10 protein-coding genes are annotated in these 11895 nt (G+C 42.5%); 5 read left to right on the top strand and 5 right to left on the bottom strand.

Going from position 1 to position 11895, the window contains the following annotated elements:
* Positions 1 to 11: 11 nt before the first annotated feature.
* The 3 genes from dnaG to tuf all read right to left on the bottom strand — a co-directional run bounded on the left by dnaG (position 12) and on the right by tuf (position 3988).
* A complete protein-coding gene (dnaG, locus tag Q0A12_RS10885) occupies positions 12 to 1838 on the bottom strand; it encodes a DNA primase (RefSeq protein WP_291292669.1) in 1827 nt (608 codons plus the stop codon).
* Between the two features lie 158 nt (positions 1839 to 1996).
* Positions 1997 to 2626, bottom strand: coding sequence for a lysozyme family protein (locus Q0A12_RS10880; protein WP_291292668.1), 630 nt, complete (start codon positions 2624 to 2626; stop codon positions 1997 to 1999).
* A 174-nt stretch (positions 2627 to 2800) separates the two neighbouring features.
* Entirely contained in the window at positions 2801 to 3988 is a 1188-nt protein-coding gene (gene tuf / locus Q0A12_RS10875) for an elongation factor Tu (RefSeq protein ID WP_291292667.1), read from the bottom strand.
* A 275-nt stretch (positions 3989 to 4263) separates the two neighbouring features.
* Here tuf and Q0A12_RS10870 point away from each other — a divergent pair, with 275 nt between their 5' ends.
* A complete protein-coding gene (locus tag Q0A12_RS10870; protein ID WP_291292666.1) occupies positions 4264 to 4623 on the top strand; it encodes a YxeA family protein in 360 nt (119 codons plus the stop codon).
* Between the two features lie 95 nt (positions 4624 to 4718).
* On the opposite strand, the gene Q0A12_RS10865 is transcribed toward Q0A12_RS10870, so the two are convergent.
* The gene (locus tag Q0A12_RS10865; RefSeq protein ID WP_291292665.1) at positions 4719 to 5723 is read right to left on the bottom strand and encodes a nucleoid-associated protein; all 1005 of its coding nucleotides are present in this window, start codon (positions 5721 to 5723) and stop codon (positions 4719 to 4721) included.
* A 147-nt stretch (positions 5724 to 5870) separates the two neighbouring features.
* Here Q0A12_RS10865 and Q0A12_RS10860 point away from each other — a divergent pair, with 147 nt between their 5' ends.
* The 3 genes from Q0A12_RS10860 to Q0A12_RS10850 all read left to right on the top strand — a co-directional run bounded on the left by Q0A12_RS10860 (position 5871) and on the right by Q0A12_RS10850 (position 7928).
* Positions 5871 to 6710, top strand: a complete 840-nt coding sequence (locus Q0A12_RS10860; RefSeq protein WP_291292664.1) for an aldo/keto reductase — start codon at positions 5871 to 5873, stop codon at positions 6708 to 6710.
* Positions 6710 to 6988 (top strand): hypothetical protein, encoded by a 279-nt coding sequence (locus Q0A12_RS10855; protein WP_291292663.1) that lies wholly within the window; start codon positions 6710 to 6712, stop codon positions 6986 to 6988. Before Q0A12_RS10860 ends, Q0A12_RS10855 begins: the two co-directional genes overlap by 1 nt.
* Positions 6989 to 7220: 232 nt before the next feature.
* Positions 7221 to 7928: a hypothetical protein gene (locus tag Q0A12_RS10850; protein WP_291292662.1), complete on the top strand. Its 708-nt coding sequence runs from the start codon at positions 7221 to 7223 to the stop codon at positions 7926 to 7928.
* 131 nt (positions 7929 to 8059) lie between these two features.
* Here the strand turns inward: Q0A12_RS10850 and Q0A12_RS10845 are convergent, their stop codons facing one another.
* Positions 8060 to 10516: a hydroxymethylglutaryl-CoA reductase, degradative gene (locus tag Q0A12_RS10845; protein ID WP_291292661.1), complete on the bottom strand. Its 2457-nt coding sequence runs from the start codon at positions 10514 to 10516 to the stop codon at positions 8060 to 8062.
* A 191-nt stretch (positions 10517 to 10707) separates the two neighbouring features.
* Between Q0A12_RS10845 and Q0A12_RS10840 the strand changes: the two genes are divergently transcribed.
* Positions 10708 to 11862: a hydroxymethylglutaryl-CoA synthase gene (locus tag Q0A12_RS10840; protein WP_291292660.1), complete on the top strand. Its 1155-nt coding sequence runs from the start codon at positions 10708 to 10710 to the stop codon at positions 11860 to 11862.
* The last annotated feature ends 33 nt before the right edge of the window (positions 11863 to 11895 follow it).

Below are 11895 nucleotides of genomic sequence, written 5' to 3'. Positions count from 1 at the left end.
CTTTCAGTTCGCTATTTAGCTTGTTTCAACCGTTTGGTCAAATCAATGATCGCAATTGCTAATTCCAACTCCAATTGCTGGTTTCCTTTTTGTCGTGCTTCTTGCTGCTGGATTCGTTTTTGATTGATTTCTTCAGCAATGCCCGACTTACGAAATACCTGCAGAAGATCCTGAAATTCTTGTTCCGTACCTTCTTCAGAAGCGTTGATATCAGCGATCTCGATCACTTGTTGTTTCATTTGTTCATCTTTCAAAAAATCCAAGAATTTTGCTAGGATAAATTGCTCTTCGGTCTCCATATACGCATCGTATAAGAAATAGAGTTGCTGGTATTTGTCATGAATAAACGCCACACCGGTACTTTTAAACCGTGGATTTAGCGTGTTGTCATGAAACAGACGATACAATAGTAGCTCCTCTGCCTTTTCCACCTGTGTTTTCCGCTGCTGTCGTGGGGGTGGCGGTGCCACACTCACTGCTTCACGAACCGGCGCAGGCATTGGGGTCGGCTGCGTCTGTTTTAGTTGACGCAATTGCGACTGCAACGTTTCTCGACTGATATGAAATTCAGTTGAGAGTTGTGTCAAGTATCGGTCTTGTTCTAGCAAGGAATCTACGTGCTGCAGTTCTTGCAAGACCTCTTGGACATAATCAATCTGTTCTTTTTCATTTGCCAAGTTGCGATTGGCGCGATGATAGTCCATCTTAAAAGCAAAGACGGTTTCTCTGCCATGCATGGCCAGTTTGAAAAAGGCTTCTGTACCATACTTTCTCACATAGTCATCCGGATCCAAACGTTCAGGAACTCGAACGACGGAGACATTCACGCGACTATGTTCTTGTAAAAGATCAATCCCACGATTGGTGGCATTGATTCCTGCCTCATCGCCATCGTAACAAAGAATCACTTCCGTGGCGACACGTTCAATATTAGCAATCTGCTGGTTCGTCAAACTGGTTCCCATCGAAGCGATGCCATTTTCGATCCCTGACTGCCACGCTGCGATCACATCCATAAACCCTTCAAAAAGAAAGACTTGTCCTTCTTTTCGGATCGATCGTCGTGCTTTATCAAAATTGAAAAGCACCTCACGTTTATTGAAAAGCAGTGTTTCTGGACTGTTCAAATACTTTGGCTGGTCTTTACCGTCATCTTGTTCCGTTTGGAACCAGCGTCCAGAAAACCCGATAGTTTTTCCTTGGGGGTTCCGAATCGGAAACATGATTCTTTGATAAAATCGATCCGCAAGCTGTCCATCATTTCTTTGTACAAAGAGACCTGTATCCGCGAAAAATGCCGCATTTGCTTGTTCATTTAAAAAAACTTTTTCCAGAAAGGCCCGCTCATTCGGCGCAAACCCAATCTGAAATTCGTCGATCAGCGCCATCGTCAATCCGCGTTCCAGCAAATAATCCAATGCGCCTTGCCCAGCAGCCGTATTAACTAGCATGTGATGATAAACTTCAGCAGCTTTTTCATGCAACGCGATTAATTGGTTTTGCTGAGAAGAAGTAGCATCGATTGCTTCGGTTTGTTTGTATTGCTCATCTAAAGGAATGTCACTGATCTCCGCTACTTTTAAGACAGCTTCCGGAAAGTTTAATCCCTCAAGTTCTTGCAAAAACCCAAAGACATTGCCACCGCGGCCACAGCCAAAACAATGATAGATCTGCTTATCTTCTGCCACAGAAAACGAAGGTGACTTTTCGTTGTGGAAGGGACACAAGCCAAAATAGTTTTTTCCAGATTTCTTCAACTGGACGTACTGACCAACGATATCAACAATATTGCTTCGTTCTCGAATATCGTCAATGATCGTTTGAGGTATTCGTGCCATCCACTCACCTCCATTCGGTAAGTATTTCCGTATTCATTAGGTAAAAAATCGCACCAATCAAAATCAGTGCGATGAATAATTAGACAGAATCACTCATATTGATTCTATCATATTTTATTGATTTTTCAAGTGTTTTACTTATTAGATTTCAGAGAGTTTCAAGAAAATAACATACTGCCAATTTTTATCTTCCACTGATTGTATTTCACTACATCTGCATAGAATAAATTGCCCCCGTTATGATACAAATAACCGCCGTTATAAGTAATTGACTGCCAGCCCCAATAACGATAGGTTTGCTCATTCTTATTCCCTAACATGGGAGAAAGCACTTCTTTGGAGTAGGACTCGGCCAACTCAAGGGTATTTTCGCCACCATTCTTGGCTACAAAATCAATATAGTCCGTTCCAAAATTGTAAGCTTGTACAGCGGTCCACAGATCACAGTTCATATCAGCAGATTTTTTGATCAGTTCCGCCAGATAAGCCACCCCTTGATCGATACTGTCTTGCGCATGTTCAAATTGATTCTGTTGCCCATAGGCACTTTCTGAACTTTGCATGGGGTCGTTTCCTTGCCCTTTTGATTCAGTCAGCATAATGCTCATCACTAGTTCCTGATAGTCGCTGATGTCATATTTTTCTGTTTGCTGAGCGATGGTTTCTTCATAAGAATAAACTTTCTGTAAAGCTTTGTAATTTTTATAGCCCAAAAACAGCCCCCCGAAAAGCAACAGAATACCAGCTATTTTTACTATAAAAACAAAAAATCGTCGCAGTTTTCTCATGAAAAACATCCTATCTTTTTAGTATCAGTTCCTATCCTACTATGAAACTTTTTCCCTGACTAGAATTGTTTTCCTTTCGCTGAAATCCTTAATAAAATCACAAATAAGTTTAAAAAAAATGAAACAGCGCTGATTCCAAAAAGGATTCAGTCACTGCTTCATTCTCATGCTGATTTATTTCTCGATTTCCGTTACGATACCTGAACCAACTGTCCGACCGCCTTCACGAATGGAGAATGTCGTACCGTTTTCTACAGCGATTGGATGGATCAATTCGACATCGATCGTCACGTTATCGCCAGGCATCACCATTTCCGTTCCTTCAGGCAATGTAATATTCCCGGTCACATCCGTTGTACGGAAATAAAATTGTGGACGGTAGTTGTTGAAGAATGGCGTGTGACGGCCACCTTCTTCTTTGGTAAGAACATAAACTTCAGCTTGGAATTTTGTATGAGGTGTGATCGAACCTGGTTTAGCCAATACTTGTCCTCGTTCGATTTCATCCCGAGTGATCCCACGTAACAAGACACCGACGTTGTCGCCAGCTTCCCCAAAGTCCATCGTCTTACGGAACATTTCGACACCGGTCACCACAGCCTTTTGGGTTTCAGGTTTGATCCCAATGATCTCCACTTCATCCCCTACACGAACTGTTCCCCGATCGATCCGTCCAGAAGCAACCGTTCCCCGTCCAGTAATTGAAAAGACATCTTCAATTGGCAAAAGCAAAGGTTTGTCTGTGTCACGTTCAGGTGTTGGAATGTAGCTGTCTACCGTATCCATCAATTCCATAATGGCCGCTTCAGCATCAGGATCTCCTTCCAATGCTTTTAATGCAGAACCTTTGATAACAGGAATGTCATCGCCAGGAAAATCATATTCAGATAGCAGTTCTCTTACTTCCATTTCAACTAAGTCGATCAATTCTTCATCATCGACTAAATCAATCTTGTTCAAGAAAACAATCAGATATTTTACACCCACTTGCCGTGAAAGCAAAATGTGTTCACGGGTTTGCGGCATTGGTCCATCTGTTGCAGAGACAACTAAAATCGCCCCATCCATTTGGGCAGCACCGGTAATCATATTTTTAACATAATCCGCGTGTCCTGGAGCATCAATGTGGGCATAGTGGCGTTTTTCTGTTTCATATTCAACGTGAGCGGTATTGATGGTGATACCACGTTCCCGTTCTTCAGGAGCCGCATCAATACTTGCGTAATCTTGCGGATTAGCGAGTCCTTTTTTACCAAGAACTGTCGTAATGGCAGCAGTCAGTGTCGTTTTCCCATGGTCCACGTGTCCAATCGTACCAATGTTTACATGTGGTTTACTACGATCATAATGTTGTTTTGCCATAATAATTTCCCTCCTAAATGAGATGTAGCGCCGTTCTTCGGCCCTACTATCAATTATAGACTTTTCCTTACAAAAGTAAAAAATTCTTCCTTACTTATTTTTTGTAAGCTTAAATCTATTTCTATTATAGGTCAAATTTAGTCAAAGTCAAGAAGAACGCCTTCCCGTTTTTTGCCCCAGTTTTTTTTACAAAGATTCTAAGTTTTGCTTTGATTTTAATAAAAAAATGGACGGGTCTCGCTTTTTATAGAATAATAGATGTGAGGTGAACACGAATGAAAAAAATCATCGCAAGTTTGATCGTCTTCGGTATCTTTCTAGGCGGTTGTTTCTTTTCCTATCGCTATTACTATGGCGGCACGGCTTACTATACCGAAATTACCACGAGCGGTACTCATTCCACATCTATTGCCAGTGATGGTGTGGTTCAAGATATCTATCAGTACAAACAAACCGCTTATAATGAATCCGGTGAAAAGAAAGTCGTTGAAATGAATGAAAACCGCTCCAAGCCCCTACGAGAAGGCGCCTACTTAAAGTTGTTAGTCAATCCTCGTAAAGGGGTTATCAGTTGGGAAGAGGTTTCCCAAGACGATGTCCCCAAACCTGCTTTGGAACAACTTGACCATCAATAAAAAAGCTGCCGATTGCTAAAAACTGTAGTGCCTCCAAAAAGTTAGACCAAAAATCTAACTTCTGGAGGTCACTCCAATAAGCACGGCAGCTATTTTTATATACGATTGATGACCTCTTCTACGTTTTTGATGGTCACTGAGATAGTGCCATCGGGGTTATTGATAAACTCGATCAAATTCGGATCTCGGTAGACATCCAATGGAACGATCAATTCAATCCCATTAGAAAGTTTTAGCTTTTGTTTGCCATATTTCTTTTCTGAGATTTCCCGTACTTCCCGCAACATCGGTGCTTGATCGATATAGCCTTTTTCAGCTACTTCTTCTTGGAATGCCATTTGAGCGGTAATATTGTCTTTGAACACTTTTTGGGCAATGGCATCGACATGCAGCTGGCCATTTTCTTCAATGGTATCGTAGACTGCTTCTTTGACATCGGCAATCACATCATAGGAAGGTGTTTCAAATTTCTGACCAATTTTTTCCGCCACTTTTTTGATGACTTTGACATTCTCTTCAAGAGAAGGCAATGGTTCAGAGTCAATCACTTTCGTGGAAAAATAGAAATACTTTTCGCCAGAGAAAGTGTATTTTTTCTCCACCAGCTCATAAGTCAGCTGTTCAATATCGATCGTTATTCCTTCATCTGCTTTTTGCGTTTTCCCCGCTAAAAGGGCCCGGTGCAAAATCAGATTATTGGCAATACCGGTTTCGGTGCTGTCAATAAAGTGTGTGTACCCATCAGTATAGTTGACTTTCAAAAAGGCCAATTGCAGTTTGGTGTCTAATTCGTATAAGACAATAAAGGCATCCGCGCTCGGTGCATCTTCACTTTGCTGATAGACGTCATACCAGCGACGAAGCATCCCTTCACTGCTTTCAACAAAAGATTCCGGTGCTTGTTTGACAAGTCGCGCCATTTCAGAATCTTCTAGCAGGCGCCCGGTTTTCGTTTGTGGGGTGGCTAATTTTTGAATCTTCTTCGTTAAATAATCCCGGATGTATTCCGTTGTCAAATCCAGTTCGACTTGCGAATAAACAGGGTCCCCCGTTTGACGATCCACGATGTGCATGATTGCACGCTTTAAATAGATATCCATGTCCTCTCTCCTTATCCATTTCTCAAGTGTACAAAAAAATAGGTGAAAAACACAAGTTTTTTTGTATTTTTTTCGCAGGGAAGTATCTTCCATTGGAAAAAGCCCCCTTCTCTGCTAAACTAAAATCAAAGAAATGGAGGAATGAAAATGAACAGTTATACTTTATCGAACAATGTAACGATTCCTGAACTTGGCTTTGGTACGTGGCAAACGCCAAATGGTGATGTTGCTGTTTCTGCTGTCAAAAAAGCATTGGAAGTTGGTTACCGTCATATCGATACGGCACAAGGCTATAAAAACGAAGACAGTGTTGGACAAGCCATCAAAGAAAGCGGCATTCCTAGAGAAGAAATCTTTTTGACAACCAAGCTCTGGAATGAAAACCATTCGTATGATCTAGTCCTCTCTTCTTTTGAAGAATCTTTGAAAAAGCTGCAAACGGATTATATCGATCTTTTCTTGATCCATTGGCCAAATCCAGTGAAGTTCCGTGACAATTGGCAGTCCGCCAACGCTGAAACATGGCGCGCGATGGAAGAGCTTTATCAAGCTGGTAAAATCAAAGCCATCGGCGTCAGCAATTTCTTGCCTCACCATTTCGAAGAACTGAAAAAAACAGCAACTATTTTCCCGATGGTCAATCAAATTTTCTTAGCACCAGGCGAATTACAAAATGAAGTCGTCGCTTACTGCAAAGAAAACAATGTCTTATTAGAGGCTTATAGTCCTTTAGGTACCGGAAAAATCTTTGATGTTCCCGAAATGCAAGAACTCTCAGACAAATACGGCAAAACGATTGCTCAAATCGCGATTCGCTGGTCTTTACAACATGGTTTCTTGCCATTACCAAAATCGGTGACTCCAAGCCGGATTGAAGAAAACTTAGCGGTCTTTGATTTTGAGCTTTCCGATGAAGACATGGAACGGATCGATCAATTGGATGGTGTTGTTGGGAAAGCCACCAATCCAGATACCACAGGATTCTAATGGATAAAAACGCGACACGCTTGGACCAACTGCCGCCTGCAGTCAAACGAGCCTTGGATCCTGATTTTGTATTTCTGGTTTATCCGGACAAAATCCAGCATTTTCCCGCCCGTCAATGGAGCCAGACGGACTATCAGCACATGCTTGCAGAGAAAGCAACGGTTCCTTTACGTTTGTTTCTCTGGGAAAATTGTTTGGTCGCTTATGGTCCAGAGGATTTGTTGATCGTTATGCCTAAGTATCAGCAGATCGATGCACTCGTCAGAGAACCACGCTAGTTGGATTCTCAAAAGCAAACGTTTCTTCTCTAAGAAGCAGTCACCTTCTCAAGGATTGGGTTTCGCTAAATCCTGCGAAGCCCTGACTGTTTCTTGGAGATTTTTTCTTTTCTTTTGCTTTATGCACTCTTTTTTTCTGATAATCAAAAGAATTTCCTCATTTTTTCATGAAAACCCCTGTTCATTTTCGTAATTATTCCTTATAATCGAGATTGATTGAGAGGAGAAGAATATGAAAAAGAAACAATTAGCCAAGTTAAAACAACAATTTCGGCCATCTTATGAAATGGCCCGTCAACAATTATTCTCAGCGATCCAACACAAGACAGCTGCAAATTATGGTCTTGAAACAACCGTTTATATCAATCCTAAAAACCGCGAGGAAATGTTGATTGAATTACAAACAGCGACTACCAAAGAACAAAAAATCGCGGTTCCTTTAGATGAAAACTTCAAGATCGTTGTGAAACGGATCCAAAAATTAGAAAAAGGCTTGCTGGATCGTTTTAGCGACAATCTGGTCGAGGAAATCGCTGCTTACTGGTTGCCAGCAACACCAGCTGTTAACCAAACGCAAACTGCTACTCAAGAAGAACCAGTCGCAGAAACTTCGACGAAGGAAGCTCAAACAAAGGAAACTCCAAAGGAAGCTCCAGCGAAGGAATCGGTGAAAGAAGCTGTAGCGAAGTCTGAGTCTAGTGCTTTCGCGTCATTTGAAGAAAAAATGACTGCATTTCCTAAATTCTCTGTTGAAAAAAATACCGAAGATGTTCGGATTTTTGAAGAAACAGCGAAGGAACAACGCTTGTTAGCAACAATCTCAGAGACCGAAGTCGGTGTCTTCACCATTGAATCAGCATTGGCTCGTAAATACAAACTTAAACTAGAAGTCATTCCGCTGATCGAAGCCTACGCCAATACACCTTTAAATGAACGTTAATGGATTAGCGTTTGAATAAACGTAAAAAATAGCCAAACTTTACGAGAGCATTTTCTCGCAAGGTTTGGCTATTTGCTTTGTTGACTTGTTTGTAGGATTTCTTTTATAGTACTTGCGCTGATTACCGCAAACTATTGTGCTGATTGGCGAATTTCTTCTAAAAATCGCAAGGCTTGTTGCTGATTCATAGGGGTATTTTGCCGCAATTTTTCAGCAACTTGTTCGATTTCTTCTTTTTCAGCGCCAACAGCGATGGCTAAAGAACGAGCTTGCATACTCATATGGCCTTTTTGGATGCCTTCTGAAACTAAAGCGCGCAAAGCCGCTAGATTTTGGACCAATCCCACACTTGCAACTAATGCCGCTAATTCTTCAGCAGTGGCCGCATCGCTGATTTCCAAGGCTGCTTGCGCTTTTGGTAGAACTTTCGTAGCGCCCCCTACTGTAGCGATCGCTAACGGCAATGTGATTTCCCCTACTAAGCGATCCTCTTGAATCGTCCAGTTCGTCAATCCTTGATAGCTGCCGTTGCGAGCAGCATAGCCATGACAAGCCGCCGAAACTGCCCGGGTATCATTTCCTGTAGCCAGCATCACGGCTTCGACACCGTTCATAATTCCCTTATTATGGGTAACAGCTCGGTAAGGATCTGTTTTCGCAAATAAAGACGCTTGGGCAATTTTATGTGCTACTGCGGCGCCATCTTGTTTGCTCAACGCGGAAAAAGGTACTTCACAAACTGCTGTCACCAATGATTCTGTAGCAAGGTTACTTAAAATACTAAATAAGATTTCTTCATCAGGAAACCATTCTCTGAAAAGTGCCGCAACACCTTCTAAGATGGCATTGATGATATTCGCACCCATTGCATCTTTCACATCAACAAAAAGATCCACCGATAAAAATGGTACCTGCTCCGTTGCTGAATCTGATAAATCATCTAGTGGAAAATGCCGCAATGCGATTCGCCGTAAGCCACCTTCTCGCTTCACGATTGACGGGTAGCTTTGTTCTGCCCGCTCAAAAATCAATGCTTGATTTGCCATGATCCGCTGTTCAATTTCCGCTGGATCTTTGGCAGCAAAAACAATCTGGCCCCGCAGCAGTCGTTCCTTGCTGAAGGCACGGACTTCCCCAGCCATTTTGGCTCCATTACTCATGGCAGCAATCACCGAAGGTTCCTCCGTAGCCATTGGCACGATATATTCTTTGCCGTTCACATGGAGGTTCATCCCCACCCCCATTGGCAGCTCGATCTCGCTGATTTGATTCTCAATCAAATGATTGGCTGTATCTGCAGCTAACATCATTTGTGCCAGCTCTTGTTTGGTTTCACTAGAGATCCGCTGCTGCTCCTCAAGCTGTTGCAACCGCTCCGCTGGAGTCAGTTCATAAAATTTTTTGCCTGTCGGCTGTGTTTTTTCACTGGTTGAGCGTTCCAACAACATTGCCAGACCTAGACCGCCGCCAACACACAGAGAAGCAACCCCATAGTGAGCTTGGATGTCCTGCATTTGATAGACCAAAGAAGTCACCAAGCGAGCCCCCGTTGCGCCTATGGCATGCCCCAATGAAATTCCGCCGCCATAGCGATTGACTTTCGCTGGATCCAGTCCCAATTCAGATTCCACCACGATCGAAGAAGCAGCAAAGGCTTCATTGATCTCAAACACATCGATTTCTTCCAGTGAGAGCTCTTGGCTTTGAATCAATGTACGGATCGCCTTGATTGGGGAAATCCCCATGATCTCTGGGTCGATTCCGACTTCCACAATCTCTTTGATCGTTGCTAAATAAGGAATCTCATTGGCTTCACAATAAGCTTTTGAAGCTAACAGCACCATTGCGGCCCCATCATTGATTGTCGAAGCATTTCCAGCAGTGACTGTTCCATCCGCCTTAAAAACCGGTTTCAAGGAAGCCAATTTTTCCAGTGTGGTTTGACTGCGGATTCCTTCATCTGCGGTGATCGTTTCTGTTTCACCAACAAGAGGAACGATCTCTTGCGCAAATTTATTCTCTGCTTGCGCTTTAGCAGCCTTCATTTGTGACTGATAGGCAAACTGGTCCTGAGCCTCTCGTGAGATGCCGTAGCGTTGCGCAACGTTTTCCGCTGTCAACCCCATTGGTTTACTGCTAAAGGCATCGGTCAATCCATCCAATGTCATACTTGAGACGGGAACACTATAAGAATCTTCCGCTTTATTATAGTGACTGAGGGACGGAGCGTTTGTCATACTCTCAATTCCGCCAGCTAAGATCACTTGTGCTTTGCCCAGCTGGATTTGTTCCATTCCCATTAAAATAGCTTTCAATCCAGACCCGCACACTTCATTGATGGTTGATGCCGGAATATCTACAGGCAATCCACTTTGCAGTGCTACTTGTCGAGCAGGATTTTGCCCATTGCCGGCTTGTAAGACATTACCGATGATGACTTGAGCGATCCCTTCTTTGATCTCTTGATTTCGTTCAAAAATATCTTTTGCTACAGCCGTGCCTAAAGCCACCGCTGAAAATTTCTTCAATGACCCATGGTATTTGCCGATGGGGGTTCTTCGTGCATCAATAATAACAACTTCTTCCACCATGCCACCTCCAACAGAAATATATCATTATTTCTCGCAAAAAAGAATACCCCAAGAGTTTCCAGACGGCTTCATGGCGCTATTCTTAAATAAAGTTTAAATTCTAATAGAATTTTTTTCATTTTTAAACAAAAATATGATACCGTATAGACGATAGTTATCACATAAGTTAAATCCAAAGGAGCATCATAATGAACGTTGGTATTGATAAAATAAATTTCTTTGTTCCGCCTTACTATATAGATATGATTGATCTTGCTCACGCTCGGGGAGTAGATCCTAATAAATTCACGATTGGGATTGGACAAGACCAAATGGCTGTCAGCAAAAAAACGCAAGACATCGTTACATTTGCTGTCCACGCAGCAAAAGAAATTTTAGAACCTGAAGATTTGCAGACGATCGATATGGTGATCGTTGGGACAGAATCTGGGATTGATGAGTCAAAAGCATCAGCTGTTATTTTGCACAGATTATTAGGTGTCCAACCTTTTGCCCGCTCTTTTGAAATCAAAGAAGCTTGTTATGGAGCAACCGCAGGAATTCAATTCGCTAAAGCCCACATTCAAGCAAACCCTGAAAGCAAAGTGCTAGTCATTGCTTCTGATATTGCCCGCTATGGCTTGCGTTCTGGCGGTGAGCCGACACAAGGTGCCGGTGCTGTAGCGATGTTGCTCGCTGCTGAGCCCCGCATTCTCGCTTTTGAAAATGATAATTTGATGTTGACCCAAGATATCTATGACTTTTGGCGCCCGCTCGGTCACGCCTATCCAATGGTGGATGGTCACCTATCGAATCAAATCTACATTGATTCTTTCAAAAAAGTGTGGCAAGCCCATTGTGAACGCAATCAATCCTCTATTAGCGACTATGCAGCCATCAGTTTCCATATTCCTTACACAAAAATGGGGAAAAAAGCCTTATTAGCTGTGTTTGCAGAGGAAGCAGAAGCAGAACAAGAACGAGTGATGGCTCGCTATGAAGAATCCATTGTGTATAGTCGCAGAATCGGCAATCTTTATACAGGTTCCCTCTATCTAGGCTTGATTTCTTTATTGGAAAATTCACCTCACCTGCAAGCAGGCGATCGTATTGGTCTGTTCAGCTACGGATCAGGCGCAGTTTCCGAATTTTTCAGTGGTCGCTTGGTCACAGGATATGCGCATCAATTAAATAAAGAAGCCCATCATCAATTATTGGATCAACGCCAAAAATTAAGCATTGAAGAGTATGAAGCCATCTTCACAGATACGTTAGAAATTGATCAGGATGCCACTTTTTCTGATGATCTTCCCTACAGTATTCAAGAAATCAAAAATACGATACGTTATTATAAGGAAATGTAACTCCCCGCAAGCAGTTGTGACAGACGGAGTCAA

This window comes from Enterococcus sp., from assembly GCF_022711995.1.
In the GTDB taxonomy this organism is placed as follows: domain Bacteria; phylum Bacillota; class Bacilli; order Lactobacillales; family Enterococcaceae; genus Enterococcus_D.
Note: the sequence above shows the minus strand (reverse complement) of the source record. Positions and strands in the feature narration are given on the sequence as shown.

Excerpts from the sequence above, each read along its gene's own strand:
- Q0A12_RS10870 (WP_291292666.1), top strand. The coding sequence starts at position 4,264 with ATGAAAAAAATCATCGCAAGTTTGATCGTCTTCGGTATCTTTCTAGGC.
- Q0A12_RS10855 (WP_291292663.1), top strand. The coding sequence starts at position 6,710 with ATGGATAAAAACGCGACACGCTTGGACCAACTGCCGCCTGCAGTCAAA.
- Q0A12_RS10840 (WP_291292660.1), top strand. The coding sequence starts at position 10,708 with ATGAACGTTGGTATTGATAAAATAAATTTCTTTGTTCCGCCTTACTAT.
- Q0A12_RS10865 (WP_291292665.1), bottom strand. The coding sequence starts at position 5,723 with ATGGATATCTATTTAAAGCGTGCAATCATGCACATCGTGGATCGTCAA.
- Q0A12_RS10860 (WP_291292664.1), top strand. The coding sequence starts at position 5,871 with ATGAACAGTTATACTTTATCGAACAATGTAACGATTCCTGAACTTGGC.
- tuf (WP_291292667.1), bottom strand. The coding sequence starts at position 3,988 with ATGGCAAAACAACATTATGATCGTAGTAAACCACATGTAAACATTGGT.
- Q0A12_RS10880 (WP_291292668.1), bottom strand. The coding sequence starts at position 2,626 with ATGAGAAAACTGCGACGATTTTTTGTTTTTATAGTAAAAATAGCTGGT.
- dnaG (WP_291292669.1), bottom strand. The coding sequence starts at position 1,838 with ATGGCACGAATACCTCAAACGATCATTGACGATATTCGAGAACGAAGC.
- Q0A12_RS10850 (WP_291292662.1), top strand. The coding sequence starts at position 7,221 with ATGAAAAAGAAACAATTAGCCAAGTTAAAACAACAATTTCGGCCATCT.